We start from the raw sequence: 17,745 nt of genomic DNA, 5'->3' as shown, positions 1-17,745 counted from the left end.
CCGCTCAGCCGAGTGGGTCCGGTGGTGTCGCGTCCTGTTCGGGGTCTGAGGATGGCCCGTAATGCGCCGTGAAAGTCTGCGGCGTGCGCGCATCCCGCCGCGTCCGCTGCCGATACCGGCGCTCGGCATAGGTGAGGTCGTCGCGCCAGAGGCGTAATGCGGTGTGGCGCATCAGGGGTCGCAGGAGGGGGAGGGCGTGGTGGGCGGCGCGGAAACCTGGGCGGGTGGAGTCGGCTATCACGGCCTCGGTCACCGTGGTGCGGGCCAGTCCGTCGGGACCGGGATCGACCGGGGTGGCGTGGGTTTCGACGACGCTGCCCACGCCTTCGCCGGACAGGATGCGCATGACGATGGTTCTCGGGTCGGGACAGGTGAATTCGGCCTCGACGGGGACGCCGAGGCGCGGGCCGACCCGGAAGGTGACCGTGAGCAGGAAGCGATCGTCGTCGGGCGTGGGGGTACGGGTGACCCGGAGGTTCGCGAAGGAGTAGGGGTGGAACCAGGAGCCGTGCCACGGATCGAGGCGGTTGGCGATGATGTCGTCCGGTTCGCAGGTACCGGTGACGGTGGCGACCGCGTGGACCCGGGTGTCGGCCGGGCGGGCGGGGAGTATCGGTGTGTCGGTGGGGGTTTCGTTGCCGACGCGGTCGAGGCGGACCCAGCACAGCACGCCGTCGTCGTGGGCCGGGAACGGGGACCAGCGCGGGGTGGGGGCGCCGTCGATGCGCAGGCCGTGCCAGCGGCACAGCAGCGCGCCCTCGTGCATGCGGGCGGTGGCCAGGTCGGCGCCGAGGTGGGGGCAGGCGCGCGGGCCCGCGTGCAGGACGCCGTGCGTGTCCCGCCAGGCGACGATCTCCACGCCGGCGACGGTGGCGCCGAACGGCTTTCCCGCGCGGACGTCCCGGCTGGGGGCGAAGACGTACCAGTTCCCGGAGGGCTGCGCGGTCGCCGATTTCAGGGCGGCCTCGATCAGGCCGGGGCGGGCCTGTTCGTAGGTGGGTTGCTGGGCGGGCCACGGGGTGGGCGAGAACAGGTGCAGGGGAATGGATTTCCTGGCTCGGTCGGCGACCGTGCGAAGTCTGCTCACAGGGCCCCCGTCCGGGTCGCGAGGCTGCGCAGCAGCCGGGAGCGGCCGTGGGTCGGCACCGTCTGCAGGGTGTGCCCGGCGGCGCCCCAGCGGGCCAGCAGCGTGTTGGCGGCGGTCCAGCCGGTGGTGGCGGCGCGTTCCATCAGGGCGACCGGCAGGTCGATGCGGATGCCGTCACCGGCCAGTACGACGTCGGGGTCGGGGGTGCGGATGCTGGGGCGGCCGGTGAAGTCGCCGGGAGCGAACCGGGGGCAGTCGGCGTGCCGCAGGGTCGTCGCACCGAGGACGGTCGCGCCGGCGGTCTCCGGATAGATCTCGTGCAGGCGGTCCAGCAGGCGGCCGCGCGGATCGTCGTCCATGCCGGAATCCAGTGCGTAGGCGTGCAATTCGACGACGCTGCCGTGGTTGCGCCGCGCCCAGTCGGCGGCGCCGCGTTCGTAGCGCTCCAGCACGCTCACGTTGTCCAGGGGGTCCAGGCCGCCGGTGGCCATGAAGGCCGGCCGGTCCGCGGCCACGGGGTGGTCCAGCCACAGCCGGTGCACCAGAAACGGTGGGGCGGTGGCGAGTTCGGCGATGGCGGCCCGCCACGGCGGGATGCCCAGTTCGGGGGAGGCGGTGACGATGTCCCGCAGTCCGGCGATGTCGGTGGCGAGGACCACGGCGTCGACCTCCAGTGCCGCGCCGGTGTCGTCGAGCACCCGCAGCCCCGTCGAACCGGGACGCCGGATCTCGGTGACCCGCACACCGGTATGGACGGTGACCCTGCCGGGCACCGCCGGGCCGGTCAGATACTCGCGCAACGGTGTCCACAGCGCGGTGTCGAAATTGTCCTCGGCCACATCGAAGATCAGGCCCTCGCTCGAGCCGAGGAAGTAGATGTGGAACATCGCGGCCAGCTCCGCGGCCGACATCCGGTGCGGCACGGCGAAGAAGCTGCGGGAGAACACCTCGAAGGCCAGATGCTGTGCGGCGGTGGGGAAACGGACCGCGCGCAGGAAGCTGTCCGCGTCCAGGTGATCGAGGGTGTCGTAGATCTCCGGAACCGACACCGCGGCCAGCGGCGCCGCGGCCCGCGCGTCGATCCGCACCAGGTCGCGCAGCCGGAACGTCGGGCTGCGCAGGGCGAAGGCCAGCGCGTTCCACGGTGGGGTGCGGGGCAGTCCGCGGAAGCTGTCGCGGTTGCCGTGCGCGTCGATCAGCGGATAGTCGGGCAGCGCGCGCAGCCGGCTCAGGCCGGGATCGCTGCGGGACAACAGTTTCCGCAGGTTGTAGTACTGGCGGAAGAAGGCGTGGAAGCCCCGGTTCATCCCGACCGCGGTGCCGTCGGGCAGGTGTTCGGTCCAGCCCGCGACCCGGCCGCCGAGCACCTGCTCGCGTTCGAGCAGTTCGACGGTCACCCCGCGCTCGGCCAGCCCGGTCGCCGCGGCCAGCCCGGCGATGCCGGCGCCGATCACGGCCACCCGCGGTGGCACGCCCGACCGGGTGAGATCGTGCGTGCCGGGCGTGGCGCCATGCCGGACCCGGCGTGGGTCCGTACCCACCGCCGCGTCGTCGGCGATCAGGGTGGTCATCGCCGGCCGTCCTCGCGACGGACCCGCCAGGCCTCCGCGAGCCCACGGACCCCCACCACGGCCCGGCGCGGAATGCCCACGCGGGCACGGTGTACGAAGATGTCGAAGTCGAGATCCTCGATGCGGTCCAGGATTTCGCCGTAGAGCGTGCACGCGGTCGCCACACACGGACGCGAACGCGGTTCGAGCAGTGCGATACCCCGCCGCGCGTACCGGTACACGTCGCGGGTGATCGCGTGCTGGGCGGCGAGGGCCCGCCGGACCCGCGGTTCGGTGCGGCGGTGTGCCTGGCACCACTGCAGCAGATCGCGGTCGACCCCGTGGGCGGCTAGTTCGTCGGCGGGCAGGTACACCCGGTCGCGGACGAGATCCTCGTCGACATCGCGCAGGAAGTTGGTCAGCTGGAACGCTTTTCCGAGCGCCGCGGCGTACGGCGCGGTCTCCTCGTGCGGCGCGACCGTGCCGAGCACCGGAAGTACTTGCAGGCCGATGACTTCGGCGGACCCGTGGACGTAGCGGTCGAGGGCTTCGCGGTCCGGATAGTCGGTGACGGTCAGATCCATCCGCATCGACGTCAGGAACGACTCGAACAGGACGCCGGGAATGCGGTGCGTGCGCGCGGTGTGCAGGACCGCGGGCAGCACCGCGTCGCCGCCGGCGTCGCCCGCGCGGAATCGCTCGGCGAGCGCGTCGAGCTGTCTCTCCCGCTCGGCGGTGCCGGCGTTCGCGTCGATCCGGTCGAGGATGTCGTCGGCGCGGCGGGCGAAGCCGTACAGCGCGTGGATCGCCGGACGCTGCTCGGCGGTCAGCAGGCGCGTCGCGAGGAAGAAGGTCCGGCCGTGGCGGGCATTGAGTTCCCGGCAGGCCCGATAGGACTCGCGCAGGCTCGCGCTGTCCCGGTCGGCTACGGCGAATACGTTGTCCGTCATCAGTTTCCGATCATCCGGCGGAGGCGGGCCGGGGGCGGACGGACCCGGCGGCGGCCGGGACCGGATACGACGACCGGCGCACCCGGCCCGTGACGCGATCGGCGGCCAGCCGTCCGGAGATCAGCACGGGCGGGATACCCACTCCGGGAACGGTGGAACCGCCGGCCAGGACCACGTTGTCGATGCCCCGGATCAGGTTCGAGGGCCGGAACGGCCCGGTCTGGGCGAAGGTGTGGGCCAGTGCGAACGGACTTCCGGCCGTCATTCCCTGCCGCGCCCAGTCCGCGGGGGTGGTCACGCGCAGCACCTGCGCGTCCGGCAACGCGTCCGGCAGCCGCTCGCGGACCACGCCGAGCAGCTCCTCGGTGTAGGCGTCGGCGAATCTGTCCCAATTGATCGGTCCGCGTTCGAGGTTCGGCGCCGGTGCCAGCAGATACAGCAGGTCGCGGCCCGCCGGCGCCAGTGCCGGATCGCCGGCGGTCGGGCGGGTCAGCAGCAGCGACGGATCGGACATCACGCGGCCGTGCACGGTGATGTCGCGGAACGTCTCCTCCCAGGCGCGCCCGAACAACAGCGTGTGGTGCGCCAGCTGGGGGACCGCCGCGCACCCGAGGTGCACGACCACCGCCGACGGCGCCGCGGTGACCCCGCGCGGCCGGCGGGACCGATGCGAGAGCATCCGGTACGTGTCGGCCAGTTCGGTGGTCGCGACCACCGCGTCGCACGGGATCCGCTCACCCGCGGCGGTGACCACCGCGCGCACCCGTGACCCGGCCCGGTCCATCCCGGACACCGTGGTGGAGTAGCGGATTCGCACCCCCGCCGCCTCCGCGGCCGCGGCGAGGGCGTCCGGCAGCGCGCGCATGCCGCCTTCGGGGAACCACACGCCGCCGATCGTGTCCATGTAGGCGATGACGGCGTAGGCGGCGAGCGCCCGATCGGGCGTGACACCGGCGTACAGGGACTGGAAGGTGAACAGCCGCCGCAGATCCGGATCGGTGACGTGCGTGGCGACGGCGCGGTCCCAGTTCCGGAATCCGCCCAGGGCGGCCAGCCGGGCCAGCTGCGGCGTAAGCAGCGACAGCGGCGAGTCGAAATCGGCGGCGATGAAATCGTCGAACTCCGCGTCGTACAGCCTGGTCAGCCAATCTCGCAGGCGCACATAGCCGTTCGCCTGCTTGTGGCCCGCGAACGCGGTGACCGCGTCGGCCATGCGGTCGAGATCGGTGTGCACCTCGATCTCCCGGCCGTCGGCGAACCGGGCCCGGTACGCGGGTTCGACCGGCCGCAGGGTCAGCCGGTCCGACATCCGCTCACCGACGGCGGCGAAGACTCCCTCGATCAGCTCCGGCATGGTCAGCACCGTGGGCCCGGTGTCGAGGTGGTAGCCGCCGATGTCCGCGCGCCCGGTGCGGCCGCCGGGCACCGGATCGCGTTCCAGTATCGTCACCGCCCGGCCGCGGCCCGCCAGGTGCAGGGCCGCCGACAATCCGGCCAGCCCGGCCCCCACGACGACGACGTGGTCGCTGCGGCCCCTGATCGTGCGCATCGCGCTCCTTCACGTTTCCCGGTCGGTACAGATGTCGGCCATGCCGTCGAGCAGATCTCGTTGTGATTCGGGTAGCGGTGCGGCGGCGGTGATTTCGCGCGCCTCGGCGAGCCGGTCGTCGATCATCGCCTCGACGTGCTCGCGGGCGCCCGTCGCCGTGATCAGGACGCGCAGCTGCTCGACCCCCGCGGCGTCGAGTTCGGGCGCCGACAGCAACGCGGTCAGCTCGCGCCGGGTGGCGGTGTCGGCGAGCCGGCGGGCGGCGACCACCACCGTGGTGGCCTTGTGCTGGCCCAGATCGCTGTCGGCCGGTTTGCCCGTCACCGCGGGAGCGCCGAAGACGCCCAGGATGTCGTCGCGCAACTGGAACGCCTCGCCGACGACGTGACCGTAACGACTCAGCGCCGCCAGCCCGGCCTCGCCGCAATCCGCCATCGCCGCACCGAGTTCCAGCGGCCGGCGGACCGTGTAGTTACCGGATTTCGCGGCCGCGACGGCCAGCACCGTGTCGAGGTCCGGATCGGTGCGGGCGTCGTTGAGCAGATCGGCGAACTGCCCGAGCGCCAACTCCGTTCGCATCGCGTCGTAACGGGGCAGCACCCGATGCAACGCGTCGCGGTCGATTCCGCTGTCCCGCAACATGTTCGCGGCCCAGATCAGGCAGATATCGCCCAGCAGCACCGCCGCGGACTCACCGAACCGGCGCGCGTCGCCGGGCAGGCCCGCCTGCCGGTGCCGCTGCTCGAAGTGCACGTGCGCGGCGGGCCGATTGCGCCGGACCTCGGCCTCGTCCATCACGTCGTCCTGCACCAGCGCGAACGCGTGCAACAGTTCCAGGGACGCGGCGGCGCGGATCGCGGCCGGCTCGGGTTCGCGACCGCACAGCCAGCCCAGATACATGAAACTCGACCGCAGGCACTTCCCGCCGCCGACGTACTGCCGGGCGATGTCGTCCACGGCGATCCCGTGCAGCGGGGCGACGCGATTGCGATTCAGGAACGCGTCGAGCTCGTCGAGGACGCGCGCCCGCACGGCGGTACGCCAGGCGCCGATCGGCTCGGCGGCGCCCGGCGGCACCCCGTCGGCGGCCGGCACGGTGCTGGGGGCAAGCGAGTGTGAGCCCATGCGGGCATGGTTCCTTCCTCGAAAGGTACCCCCACCCTACCGTAAACGATGCAGAAACGATGCACGAAGTTGCTCACCGTGCGGCAGCGCAATGGTTACGATTTCGTCCCGTTCCGCCGGGACGGCGTCCGGCGCCGCCTCGCTCAGTGTGCCCGTGGTTGTCCGCGCAGGGCCCGCGCCACGGCGGTCCTGTCCCGATCCGGCGTTGTCACAACGCGTCCTTTCGATCGATGGGCCGCACTCGGTCGACGCCGAAATCGCGATGACTGAAGTTCTTGAGGCCCGCGAACATCCACTGCCGCCGCGACGGGCACACGGTGAGCAGCGCCTGGAACAGCTGATCGAGCCGGTAACCGTGCCGGGACGAATATCCGATGACCGTCGGATCGGGGCCGACAATGTCCGTCAAACGAACTGTTCGGTCGGCCAATATTTCGCCGATGTTACTTTCCTGGCGGGGCGACGGACGATTCGAAGCCCGCCGCCATTCGGCCGGTTCCACGGCGTCGACCTGATTGACGCCGAATACCATCCGCTCGCGGAAATCGGCGAGTTCGGTGAGGTAGTGCTGATCCAGCGCCATCGCACGGCTGCGCGCCGCCAGCACCCAGAGAATCGCGTCGCAACCGGGCAGGTGTTCCCGATAGGACCGCAGGTACGTCTCGTCGGAACGCGGATTCTCGCCGAGGCCCGGCGCGTCCAGCACCCGCAGCCTGACCTGCGGGGCGAACACGCTCGGGGGTACCGCGCCGATATGCGGGGCCGACCGCGGGCGGAATTGCACGGAGAGATCCACCGATTCGAATTCCTTAGTTCGGGCAACGGTGTCGCTAACCGGAAGGTCGGTTTTGAACAACGCGTTAATTGTCGACGACTTACCGACACCCGAAACGCCAACGACACCGATTGTCGGTGGCGCACTCTCTATATGGTGTGAAAGAGTACGAAGGATGGCATCGCCAAGGTTTTCGTCGAGTTCGTGGTTCTCCTCACCGCGGCTCACGGGTACAGGGTGCGTCGGGGGGCGGCGTCATCGGAATCGGTTGCCAGTGGCCTCCTTCCGGAGGCAACGGGCAACGCGAGACAGGATCGGCCGTGCCCTACAGGAAGTCGCTATGAGTTCACCACGATTCGGGTTGGAGCTGCGCAGGCAACGGGAGGCAGCGGAACTCTCGCTGGCCCAGTTGGCCAGGAGAATCCACTACGACAAGGGGTATCTGAGCCGGGTCGAGCGTGGCGAGCGGCAGCCCAGTGCCGATTTCGCGCGGCGGTGCGACGCCGCCCTCGCCACCGACGGCATGCTGAGCGCCCTCGTCCCCGCCACCGACTCGGGGGGTCGCGGGCCGGACGAGCCGGCCGCGGAACCCGAACGCGCCGAACTGCGTCCGGCGACGTTCGCCGCCCCGCTGGCCGACGACGTACTCAGCGGATACACCGCGATCTACGACGAACTGCGCCGGCTCGGCCAGGGCACCGCGGCCGCACATGTGCTGCCGATGGTGGCCACCCAGGCGCGCGTGCTCCGTAGCGGCGCCGCGGCGCAGCGCGGTCTGCTGCTGCTCGCGGCCCGCTGTGCCGAATACGCGGGCTGGATGGCGCAGGAGGTCGGCGATGTCGCGTCCGCGAGCCACTGGACCGACGAATCGGCCCGGATCGCCGCGGACGCGGGCGATCACGGCCTCGCCGCCTACGCCTTCGTGCGGCACGCCGAATTCGCCCTCTACCGGCGCGATGCCAGGGCGGCGATCGAACTCGCGGCACTGGTACGCGACGATCCCACCGTGCCCGGCCAGGTCCGGCGACTGGCCGCGCACCGCGAGGCGCAGGCATACGCCCTGGTCGGCAATCCGGGCGCGTGTGACCGCGCGCTCGCGCAGGCCGCCGACTTCGATACCGAATCCGGCCATGCCGCAGTTCGTTTCGGCTCGTCGATCGGCGGGCTGGATCACGCGATCGCCGGCTGGTGCTATTTCGATCTGGGCCGCTTCGACCGGGCCGCGGATCTGCTGGAACATGTCACCCTCGGCATACCGGCACCGGCCCGCCGGGCGCGGGGCCGGCACAGCATCCGGCTGGCCCGGGCGCTGGTCGCCGCGGGCGATCTGGACCGGGCGGAGCCGGTGATCGGGTCGGCCCTGGAGGATGTCCGCCACACCCGTTCGGCCACCGCCTACGACGAGATCCGGATGTTGTCGGGCGATCTGCTCCGGCAGCACCATCATTCGTCCTCGCGCACCCTGCGGCTGATGCTGATGTCCGCGCTGCACAACGCGCCGGCCACCGGCTGAGTGCGGCACCGGCACTCCTGAGTCGTTGTCCGGCAACGTATCCGAGCGCCGGAGTTCGCCACCGCGGCACTGTGTGCGGCAGCGCCGCGGTGCTAGCGTGGGTTCGAAGGAGGACCGGCCGGATGCCGGGTGCGGGGATGGTCTACGAACAGCGATACAGCTTCAATCCGAAGACGGTGTTCCTGCTGCTGTGTGCCGCCGCTTTCGTGGCGGGTGCGATCCTCACGCCGCACATGTCCACCAGTGCCCGGGTCGGCACCCTGCTGCTGTTCGGCGGCGGCGGGCTGCTGGCGCTGGTCAGTTCGCTGTCGCGCCGGGTCGCACTGCGCGTCGATGCCACCGGAATCACGCTGGGCGGCAACCTGTTGCGATATCGGGCGACCACGCGGCAGTTCCCGTGGGCCGACGTCGAGGCGGTGGTGCTGTGGCGGCAGTACACGGCCGCCGGGCATCCGTGGATCGGAATCCTGCGCCACGCCTACGCTCCGCCGCTGTCCAGCGCGCCGGCCGGCTCGGGCGGCCGGGGCCTGACGTACGCGGTCACCGCTCTCAGCGGGGCGCCCGACGGACGTTTGCTCCAGTGCGCCAAGGGAATCGACGGCTGGAGCCTCGACATCGCCCGTCTCACAGCCGTACTGGAGACGGTCGCCCCGCAGGTGCGCCTGGTCGACCACCGCTGAGCGCCGTCAGCCCCGCGGATAGAACAGGAACAGCGTGCATCCGACGGTGGTGGCGGGCACGTGCCAGGTGCCCGCCGGCGCGTGCAGGAACGTCCCGGCCGGATAATCCCTTGCGCCGTCGTGGAATACACCCGCGACCACGTACACCTCCTCCGGTCCGGGCTCGTGGACGTCGCGGTGCGGCCACGACGAACCGGCGTCCATCTCCAGCACGTTCGCGTGCGCCCCGGAGGCGTCCCGCCACAGCGGGCGCAGCCGGATGCCCGGGAACAGTTCGCGGACCGGAGCTTCGGTGAGGCCGACGGCGACATAACCGTCCTGGCTGAGGATCTCGGAATGCATACCCGCCACGATGCCGCGCGCCGCCGCACCCGGACAGTGCCGGACCGGCCCCCTGGGGGTACATTCCTGCCATGCATCGCGTGGTGGCCCTGGTGCGTCCGGTGCAGTCGATCTTCGAACTCGGCTGCGCCGTGGAGGTGTTCGGCACCACGCGCGCCGAGGTGCCGCAGTACTACGAATTCGGCGTATGCGCGCAGACCACGGGCCCGGTACCCACCACCGCCGGATACTCGATCTCGGTGGACCGGGATCTGTCGGCGCTCGCCACCGCCGACACCGTGCTCATCCCCGGCTGGACGCCGGTCTCCGAACCACTGACCGAGCCGGTGCGGCACGCCCTGCTGGCGGCCCACGCGCGCGGAGCGCGCCTGGTGACCATCTGCTCCGGCGTGTTCGCGCTGGCCCGGACCGGACTGCTGGACGGCCGCACGGCCACCACACACTGGGCCCGGGCCGCCCGGCTGGCGGCCGAATTCCCGCGGGTACGCGTCGAACCCGGCCGCCTGTTCATCGACCACGGCGACGTCGCCACCAGCGCCGGCGCGGGCGCCGGGCTCGACCTGTGCCTGCATCTGGTCCGCCGCGATCACGGCCCCGCCCACGCCGCCCTGCTCACCCGCCACATGGTGATGCCCCCGCACCGCGAGGACGCTCGCTCACCACATCCACCGCTCGACGACCTGGACGGATTGCTGGCCTGGGCCGGTTCCCGGCTGGCCGAACCACTGTCGGTGCGCGACATGGCCACTCACCTCGGCGTCTCACCCCGCACCCTGGCCCGCCGCTTCGGCGAACGCCTCGGCACCAGCCCCGGCGCCTGGCTGCTGTCGCGCCGAGTGGCCGAGGCCCGCTCCCTGCTGGAACACACGGACCTACCCGTAGAAACGATCGCGACCCGAGTAGGCCTCACCTCGGCGGTCAACCTCCGCCGCCGCTTCCGCACCCGCTTCGGCACCACCCCGGGCGCCTACCGCCGCGCCACCCGGACCTGACCGCCCCACCGCCGTTGACCGGATCCGCTGCCGGGTAGGTGGTATCGATGCCCGGCTTGCCCGCGTCGGACCGACGAAAACAAGTGTGCCTCAGTGGTTCTCGGCGAAATCGCGGAGCAGGGCGCCGGTAGGGCCGGGTTCCTCGATCATGGGTGTGTGACCGCAATCGAGGGTTTCGATCCGGATCCCCGGTACCCGGCCGTATTCCGCGAAGGACGCCGGTTGCCAGCGCTGATCGCAGGTGCCGTAGAGCAGGAGCGCCGGCAGGGCGAGATCGGTCAGGCGGTCCGGTTCGGGGCGTTCGCGAAGGTAGACGTCCGAGGCCGTGGAGGTCGCGGTCAGGCTGCGATAGGTCATGCCGCGGACGTCGGCGACCAGTCGGTCGGGGATCGGCACGCCGGGGGTGAACGCGGAGCCGAGGGAGGCGCGGATCGCGGCGTCCGGCAGCAGCGGCCACAAGGGCCGCCCGATCGCCGGGATGAACAGCAGATCGCCCACCGGGCCGTTGTCGGTGAACGCGTCCAGTCGCGGGCCGGTGTCGATCACGCCGATCGCGGTGACCAGGTCGGGGCGCTGTTCGGCCAGCGCGGTCGCGACGTAGCCGCCGGTGGAGTGACCGACGATCACCGCCCGCGGCACGCCGAGCCGATCGAGTACCGCCGCGACCCGCCCGGCCTGTTCGGGTATGCCGTAGCCGGTGTCCGGCTTGTCGGAGCGGCCGTGGCCGAGCAGATCGATCCGGACCACGTGGTGATCCGCGAGCGCGGGGACCACCGGATCCCACCAGGCGGTCGATCCGGCCAGGCCGTGCAGCAGCACGATCGCCGGGGCGCCGGGCGGGCCGTCGGTGACGACATGGATGTGGCCGTCCGGCAGTGGCACCAGCTGTTCCGGGGGATCCGCGTTCGCGACGGCGGCGCCGCGGACCGCCGGCCCGCCGAACGCGACGGCGGCGGTCAGCAGCTCGAGGAAGCGGCGCCGGCCGGGATCGGTTGCCGTGGTGGAATGTTCGCGCATACCGTTCACCCTCGCGGATCGCGGCGGGGGTGTCTTGTAGAAATGTCAGCCCGCCGGGTTCGGTCCGAGCGCCGCGTCGAGCAGTAGCCCCAGCTGTTCCAGTTGCTCGGCCGACAGCGCGCGGAACGATTCGGCGACAACGCCGTCCGCGATCCGCTGCCCCTCGGCGCGCAGCCGTTCGCCCTTCTCGGTGAGCCGGTGCCGCACCGCGCGGCCCGGTCCGGGCACGCGCTCGATCAGGCCGCGATCGGCCATCCGGGTGGCCAGTGAGCCGAACGATTGATCGGTCTGGAAGGTCAGGATCGCGAGATCGTGCAGGGACGCGTCGGGCTGCCGATGCAGGTGGCGCAACGTATCCCATTGCACCAGTGAGAGATCCAGCGGCGCCAGCGCCCTGCTCAGCGCCCGGTGATGCCGGTGCTGCAACCGTTTGACGGCGAGGACGACCTCGGCGGGGTGACGGGACATGCCGCGATGCTACCCGGCTCGACAACGTTGCTTATATAAGTAAGCTGAACTAAGGTTGCTTATATACAACGTGGAGTTCTCCACCGACGAAAGAAGACCGATGATCACCCACGCCGAGCTCGGTACCGTCGATGTCACCCTTGCCGACCACGACCGCACCCGGACTTTCCTGCTGCTGCACGGCGGTGGCGGCGCGGCGACGATGACGGGCTTCGCCGGCCTGCTCGCCGAGGGCGCCCGCGCCCGGGTCCTGGTGCCCACCCACCCGGGCTTCGCGGGCACTCCGCGCCCCGCCGAGTTGTGCGACGTCCCGGCGCTGGCCGAGCTCTACCTCGGCATGCTGGACCGGCTGGGGCTCGCCGATGTGACGCTCGTCGGCAACTCCTTCGGGGGCTGGCTGGCCGCCGAGATGGCCCTGCGCGACGGATCCCGGATCGCCCGCGCGGTCATCGTCGACGCGATCGGCATCGAGGTCGAGGACCATCCGATCACCGACCTGCGCGGCATGACACCGGCGGAGATCCGGGCCCACTCCTTCCACGACCCCTCGGCCGCGCCCGTCCCGCCGCCGGGTGTTCCCGCCCCGGCGCCCGACCTCGGCGCGCTGACCGCCTACACCGGCCCGGCGATGTTCGACCCCACCCTGCTGCACCGGCTGGCGGACCTGCGGCTGCCGGTCGACGTCGTCTGGGGCGAGAGCGACCGCGTCGTTCACCCCGGTTACGGCAAGGCTTATGCCGCCGCGATTCCGGGAGCCGGCTTCACGCTGTTGCCCGGGGCGGGTCATATGCCCCAGATCGAAACGCCCGCACAGGTTCTCGACATCGTGCTGCGCTGACCATCGGCGCTTCGCCGCGGCGCTCGTGCCCGCTCCTCGCCGCCGTGCGGCGATCCGGCCCGGCGTCCGCGCGGTATCCGATGGGCAACGATCGATATTCGCGGGCCGGTTGCCGGAGCGGATGCCGATAGCCTGGCCCGGTGCGAACCATGTGGCCGGAACTGCCGTACGAACAGTGGCGCCCAACCTGCGACACCCTGCACGCTCACACTCAGGTGCTGGGGAAACTGTCGGCGAGGCTGGCGCCGCCGGAACCGCAGTTGCAGCACGCGGCGTTGCGGCTGACCGCGCGCGGCTGGGAAACCGGCGCCCTGCCGGCCCCGGACGGCTCGGGCGCGCTGGTGGTGTTGCTCGATCTGCGGTCGCACACCGCCGCGGTGGAGCACAGCGGTGGCGCCGCGGCGCGAATCCCGTTGACGCCGAACCGATCCGTCGGTGAGGTCACCCGAGCGGTGCTGGCGGCGGTGCGGGCGCTCGGCGGTCCGGTCGACTTCGACCCCACTCCGCAGGAGGTGTCGTGGACGGTGCCGCTGGACGCCGACGACGAGCACGCCACCTATGTTCCCGAGCAGGTCGACGACTATTTCGCCGCCGCGACCTCGGCCGCGCGCGTGCTGGCCGCCTACCGTGCGCCCTATCGCGGCCGCAGCACCCCGGTCAATGCCTGGTGGGGTTCGTTCGACCTGGCCGTCAGCCTGTTCTCCGGGCAGCCCGCCGCACCACCCGCCGACGACTTCATCATGCGTAACGCCATGGACGCCCAGGAGGTCGCCGTCGGCTGGTGGCCCGGTGACGAGCGCTACGGCCGCGCCGCGTTCTACGCCTACGCCCACCCCGCACCCGAGGGCTTCGATGCGCTGTCGCTGGAACCGGCTGCCGCGCACTGGAATTCCGAGGTCGGTGAATATCTGCTGGACTGGGACGACGTCCGCACCGCCGCCGATCCGGCCGCGGCCGCCCTGGCCTTCGCCCGCTCGGCGTTCCGGCACTCCTGCCGGGTCTGCGACTGGCCGTATCCGCTCGCGGCCAGCGCCGACGGCAATCCCCCTCCGGTGCGCTGACTTTCAGCGGATCTGCTGCCACGCGCCGCCGGCCGGGTAGTAGCCGGGATCGGATTCGGAGCGGTTCGTCGCGTTCAGCTGGAAGGGGCGGTCGTTCGCGAAGATCTGGACCGTGTCGGCGGTGCCACCGCGGCTCCACTCCAGCTGGAATTCGTACGAGTACAGGCTCTGTTCGGGCGCGGAATCGAATATGTAGACGACGAAGACCTCCGGCGCCGTCCGGGAGACGGTGTACGTGGACGGCGCCGCGGCGGTGGCGGCGCCGGGCCGGTCGGGCTCGATCAGCCGGATGCGCGGATCCGCGCCGCCGAGATCGCCTTCGTAGTGCCGCTCGTTCGGCTGACCGCCGCAGCCCAGCGCGCTGTGCAGGGTGAACCCTTGTCGCGAAACCGATTTCGACAGAACCTTCAGCCGCAGGTCGCGGATGAGCACGGGCCGGTCGTCGATGCCTTGGACGACGATCGTGTACACCGCGCGGTCCTTCTCGATGCCGCCGTGGCTCAGCGCCCACGCGTCGTTCTCGGCCATGTCGTCGGCGAACTCGTGGTACGGCAGCGCCGAGACGGGTTGCGGGAACGTCCAGGCGTGGCAGCTGTCGAGATCGCTGTCGGCCATGGTGACCGCCCACTGCAACGGGGGGACGCCGGCCGCCGGCTCGCCGAGAGCCCGTGGGGCGCGCAATGTCTCGTGGCGGCCGGTCGAGAACATCAGCGTCGCGCCGATGATGGTGGCGCCGAGCAGGACGGTGCCGCCGATGATCAGCGCGCCGGCGCGGACCGCCGCACTCGAGGGTGCGCGATTGATGATGACCTCGGCGTCGCGATTCGACTGGAAGGTGATGTTCTCCTCCCCGGTGACCACCGCCTGCTGCCGGGGCACCGGCCGCGAATCACGATCGGCCACGGGCATTGTCGCCGGGGCGTCGAGTCCCGACACCAGCGAACGCAAACCGGATTCCGTGAAGCGCACGGGATCCGGATCGGGCTCGACCGAAATCGCGACGGAAGGACCGGGACCGAACAGATCGAAACGCTGCCACTCGCGCATCGCGTCGTCCTCGCCGGGTTCGATTCCGGCGCAGAGGATTCGCTTGCCGAGAACTTCGGCGGTCCGGAATTCGGCGCGGCATTCCGCCGATCTCAGCCAGCGTGGCGAGATCAGGCAGATGACCGTCTCCGACCGGGACACCGCCGCTCGCATGGCCTCCCGCCAGCGCTTTCCGGCCCGGATACCATCGACCTCCGAGTCGAGGACAATATCCGCCGCGAGCTCGGAACGCTGTCGCACGAGCCATTGTTGCAAGGCCAGGGCGGCGGCGATATCCGTGCCGGCATGACTGATGAAAATGCGCATGACTCAGATCGATTCACTGGATGAAACGAGCCCCACCGAATCAATTCTACATCCGATACGACATGTCGACGTATCCGCAACGGCCGACGGTCATTCCGGTGATCTGGTCTATCGTCCGAAATAGTCCCCGAACAATTCGAGAGGACGGAACCCCGCCGGAACGAACTCGCGGCCACCGGCGAGCGCACGTCGCGGCCCGGCGCCGAGGTTCAGCCGGCCGTGCGGGACCGATTGGGATCGGCGACGACTTCTTCGGCGGAAACCGTTCTGCCACAGTCACAAACGGTCCGTTGATGGATCTCGCCGCCGCAGCCGGCGTGCCGGAGGGTGACGGGCGGCCCGTCCGGGGCGGCCCACTGGTCGCCCCAGTGGGTCAGCGCGATGATGACGGGCCGGAGTGCCCGGCCCTTCTCGGTCAGGAGATATTCCTGATGGGCGGAGCCCTCGGCGAGCGGCTGCCGGACCATCACGCCGTCGGCGACGAATTGGTCGAGGCGCGCGGCGAGCACGTTGCGGGCGACACCGAGACTGCGCTGAAAGTCCCCGAATCGGGTCACGTCCCGGAACAGCGCATGCCGGATGATCATCAGACTCCAGCGCTCACCGACGATCTCGAGCGCGCGCGCCGCGGAACAGTCCTGGGTCTCATAGGTTCGGCCGAGCATCACCTCAGTGTACGGCAAACGGTTGCATGAAGAAACCAGTTGGCGCTACGGTGCTCTGGTTGCATCACGCAACCGGATCGGGCGTATTCGCGCCCGGCGATCGGATACGTCGGATCAGGAGTCGGCAATGCTGCTCAGGAACAAGAACGCGGTGGTCTACGGGGCTGGGGGATACATCGGGAGCCGGGTCGCGCGGTCCTTCGCGATGGCGGGAGCGCGGGTGTTCCTCGCCGGCCGAACCGCGGAGCCCCTGCGGGAGGTCGCCGGAAACATCACCACCGCAGGCGGTCTCGCGGAGACGGCCACGGTGGACGCGCTGGACGAGGCGGCGGTCGAGGCGCACGCGGACGCGGTGGTCGCGACGGCGGGCTCGCTGGACATCTCGTTCACCGCGATCAGTCTGCCGCAGACCGGGATTCAGGGCACCGCGATCGTGGACCTGCCGGTCGCCGACTTCGAGCGGCCGATGATCGCCTATCCCAGAGCCACTTTCGTCACCACCCGGGCCGCCGCCCGCCGGATGACCACGCAGGGCTCGGGGGTGATACTGACGATCACCGCGAGCCCGTCCCGCACGGCGGTGCCGCGCATGGGTGGCATGGCGCCGGCCTGGGCGGCGATCGAATCGCTGTCCCGCGGGCTCGCCGCCGAGGTCGGTCCGCGTGGCGTGCGGGTCGTGTGCCTGAACGCCGCCGGGATGCCGGAAACACCGCAGCTCGCGGAGGTGTACGGCCTGCACGCCGACGCGAACGGCATCAGCCGGGAGGCGTTCCGGGACCGGATGGCGGACCTCACCGTGCGCAAGGAACTGCCCTCCGTCGCCGAGATCGCCGACGTGGCAACCTTTCTCGCCTCGGACCGGGCGAACGCGATGACGGGGGCGATCGTCAATCTCACCGGCGGCCTGGTCGTCGACTGATCGATCGGAGCCGCCGCGGGTTCGGAATTCGGCACGATGCGGCCGCGCGGTCCCCGGATGTCCGGCATCCGGTGGGCGGCGGCCGCCTCGGCCCGCAAACCGACCCTCGAGGGCGCGCGGTCGCCGCGCCGTTCCGGGATCAGTAGCCGATGGTGAAGCGCCGCTGCACGAATCGCGGGTGCTCGATCTCGTCGAGCAGGGCGACGGCGGTGTCCGCGAACGAGATCCGGCTGCGGCCCGCCTCGTCGACCACGGGCTGGTCGCCGCCGACCCGATACCGTCCCGTGCGTTCGCCGGGGCCGATCTCCTCGGCCGGGCTCAGATAGGTCCACAGCCGATTCGACGTCCGGTACACGTTCAGCGCGTCACGATGACCGCGCACCGCGGCGGCGTATCCGCGGGGCAGTCCGAGCCCGTCGAGGGCCGCGTGCAGCCGGTCCTCGTCGTCGGCGACGACCTTCCCCGGCGCGTATTCCAGGCTGCCCGCGCCCCCGAGGACGAGCAGCCGCGTGCGCGGGCGCGTCCCGAGGGCGGTGAGCAGCGCCCGCGCCACGGTCGAATACGCGGTGGGATCGGCGATGGACTGCGCCACCGTTCCCGCGAAATCGGTGGCGGCGTTGCCCGGCTGATAACAGCTGATCAGCACGTCCAGGCCCGGCAGCCGGGCGGCGACCGCCGCGCTGTCGAACGCGTCGAGTTCGTGCCAGGTCAGCCGCTCGTGATCGGTGCCGGCGCGGGCGAGGTCGCGGGTGAACGCTGTGACGTGATGGTCGCGGGCCAGGGCCTCGCCGACCAGGTGGCGGCCGACGTTTCCGGTCGCGCCGATGATGCCGATGAACACGGTTCCTCCGAAGGTTGGTA

General features: G+C 71.0%; 18 protein-coding genes. 6 read left to right on the top strand and 12 right to left on the bottom strand.

The features are described from left to right. Nucleotides 1-4 precede the first annotated feature (4 nt). The 6 genes from NRB56_RS34535 to NRB56_RS34510 form a co-directional block, all read right to left on the bottom strand. Entirely contained in the window at nt 5-1,087 is a 1,083-nt protein-coding gene (locus NRB56_RS34535; protein WP_406603571.1) for a DUF5914 domain-containing protein, read from the bottom strand. Further along, a complete protein-coding gene (locus NRB56_RS34530) occupies nt 1,084-2,658 on the bottom strand; it encodes an FAD-dependent oxidoreductase (protein WP_153348564.1) in 1,575 nt (524 codons plus the stop codon). The genes NRB56_RS34535 and NRB56_RS34530 overlap by 4 nt, the downstream gene beginning before the upstream one ends. After that, nucleotides 2,655-3,587, bottom strand: coding sequence for a phytoene/squalene synthase family protein (locus NRB56_RS34525; protein WP_153348563.1), 933 nt, complete (start codon nt 3,585-3,587; stop codon nt 2,655-2,657). Before NRB56_RS34525 ends, NRB56_RS34530 begins: the two co-directional genes overlap by 4 nt. Before the next feature lie 10 nt (nt 3,588-3,597). Further along, complete coding sequence (gene crtI / locus NRB56_RS34520; RefSeq protein WP_153348562.1) at nt 3,598-5,136, bottom strand: phytoene desaturase family protein; 1,539 nt, start codon at nt 5,134-5,136, stop codon at nt 3,598-3,600. Between the two features lie 9 nt (nt 5,137-5,145). Continuing rightward, nucleotides 5,146-6,261, bottom strand: a complete 1,116-nt coding sequence (locus NRB56_RS34515) for a polyprenyl synthetase family protein (RefSeq protein WP_153348561.1) — start codon at nt 6,259-6,261, stop codon at nt 5,146-5,148. A gap of 208 nt (nt 6,262-6,469) precedes the next feature. After that, the gene (locus NRB56_RS34510; RefSeq protein WP_153348560.1) at nt 6,470-7,264 is read right to left on the bottom strand and encodes a GTPase family protein; all 795 of its coding nucleotides are present in this window, start codon (nt 7,262-7,264) and stop codon (nt 6,470-6,472) included. A gap of 112 nt (nt 7,265-7,376) precedes the next feature. Between NRB56_RS34510 and NRB56_RS34505 the strand changes: the two genes are divergently transcribed. Continuing rightward, on the top strand, nt 7,377-8,549 hold the full coding sequence (locus NRB56_RS34505; protein WP_194291097.1) for a helix-turn-helix domain-containing protein: 1,173 nt from the start codon (nt 7,377-7,379) through the stop codon (nt 8,547-8,549). Nucleotides 8,550-8,671: 122 nt separating this feature from the next. Next, entirely contained in the window at nt 8,672-9,229 is a 558-nt protein-coding gene (locus tag NRB56_RS34500) for a hypothetical protein (RefSeq protein WP_153348558.1), read from the top strand. A 6-nt stretch (nt 9,230-9,235) separates the two neighbouring features. On the opposite strand, the gene NRB56_RS34495 is transcribed toward NRB56_RS34500, so the two are convergent. Further along, the gene (locus NRB56_RS34495; RefSeq protein ID WP_153348557.1) at nt 9,236-9,571 is read right to left on the bottom strand and encodes a cupin domain-containing protein; all 336 of its coding nucleotides are present in this window, start codon (nt 9,569-9,571) and stop codon (nt 9,236-9,238) included. Nucleotides 9,572-9,642: 71 nt separating this feature from the next. On the opposite strand from NRB56_RS34495, the gene NRB56_RS34490 reads away from it, so the two are divergent. Beyond that, complete coding sequence (locus tag NRB56_RS34490; protein ID WP_153348556.1) at nt 9,643-10,563, top strand: GlxA family transcriptional regulator; 921 nt, start codon at nt 9,643-9,645, stop codon at nt 10,561-10,563. 90 nt (nt 10,564-10,653) lie between these two features. Here the strand turns inward: NRB56_RS34490 and NRB56_RS34485 are convergent, their stop codons facing one another. Continuing rightward, nucleotides 10,654-11,580 (bottom strand): alpha/beta fold hydrolase, encoded by a 927-nt coding sequence (locus NRB56_RS34485; protein ID WP_227838573.1) that lies wholly within the window; start codon nt 11,578-11,580, stop codon nt 10,654-10,656. Nucleotides 11,581-11,625: 45 nt separating this feature from the next. Next, entirely contained in the window at nt 11,626-12,048 is a 423-nt protein-coding gene (locus NRB56_RS34480) for a MarR family winged helix-turn-helix transcriptional regulator (protein ID WP_153348555.1), read from the bottom strand. 100 nt (nt 12,049-12,148) lie between these two features. On the opposite strand from NRB56_RS34480, the gene NRB56_RS34475 reads away from it, so the two are divergent. Next, nucleotides 12,149-12,886: an alpha/beta fold hydrolase gene (locus NRB56_RS34475; protein WP_153348613.1), complete on the top strand. Its 738-nt coding sequence runs from the start codon at nt 12,149-12,151 to the stop codon at nt 12,884-12,886. A gap of 149 nt (nt 12,887-13,035) precedes the next feature. After that, complete coding sequence (locus NRB56_RS34470; RefSeq protein WP_153348612.1) at nt 13,036-13,947, top strand: DUF5996 family protein; 912 nt, start codon at nt 13,036-13,038, stop codon at nt 13,945-13,947. Nucleotides 13,948-13,950: 3 nt separating this feature from the next. Here the strand turns inward: NRB56_RS34470 and NRB56_RS34465 are convergent, their stop codons facing one another. Continuing rightward, nucleotides 13,951-15,300, bottom strand: coding sequence for a toll/interleukin-1 receptor domain-containing protein (locus NRB56_RS34465; protein WP_153348554.1), 1,350 nt, complete (start codon nt 15,298-15,300; stop codon nt 13,951-13,953). A gap of 209 nt (nt 15,301-15,509) precedes the next feature. Continuing rightward, nucleotides 15,510-15,965 (bottom strand): winged helix-turn-helix transcriptional regulator, encoded by a 456-nt coding sequence (locus NRB56_RS34460; protein ID WP_153348553.1) that lies wholly within the window; start codon nt 15,963-15,965, stop codon nt 15,510-15,512. A gap of 127 nt (nt 15,966-16,092) precedes the next feature. Here NRB56_RS34460 and NRB56_RS34455 point away from each other — a divergent pair, with 127 nt between their 5' ends. Then, nucleotides 16,093-16,884, top strand: a complete 792-nt coding sequence (locus tag NRB56_RS34455; protein ID WP_153348552.1) for an SDR family NAD(P)-dependent oxidoreductase — start codon at nt 16,093-16,095, stop codon at nt 16,882-16,884. Nucleotides 16,885-17,023: 139 nt separating this feature from the next. On the opposite strand, the gene NRB56_RS34450 is transcribed toward NRB56_RS34455, so the two are convergent. Beyond that, entirely contained in the window at nt 17,024-17,725 is a 702-nt protein-coding gene (locus NRB56_RS34450) for an NAD(P)-dependent oxidoreductase (protein ID WP_319943958.1), read from the bottom strand. Between the last annotated feature and the right edge of the window lie 20 nt (nt 17,726-17,745).

This window comes from Nocardia aurantia (genome assembly GCF_009604425.1).
GTDB lineage: Bacteria > Actinomycetota > Actinomycetes > Mycobacteriales > Mycobacteriaceae > Nocardia > Nocardia aurantia.
The sequence above is the reverse complement of the archived record's forward strand: the minus strand, read 5'-3'. Positions and strand labels throughout refer to the sequence as shown.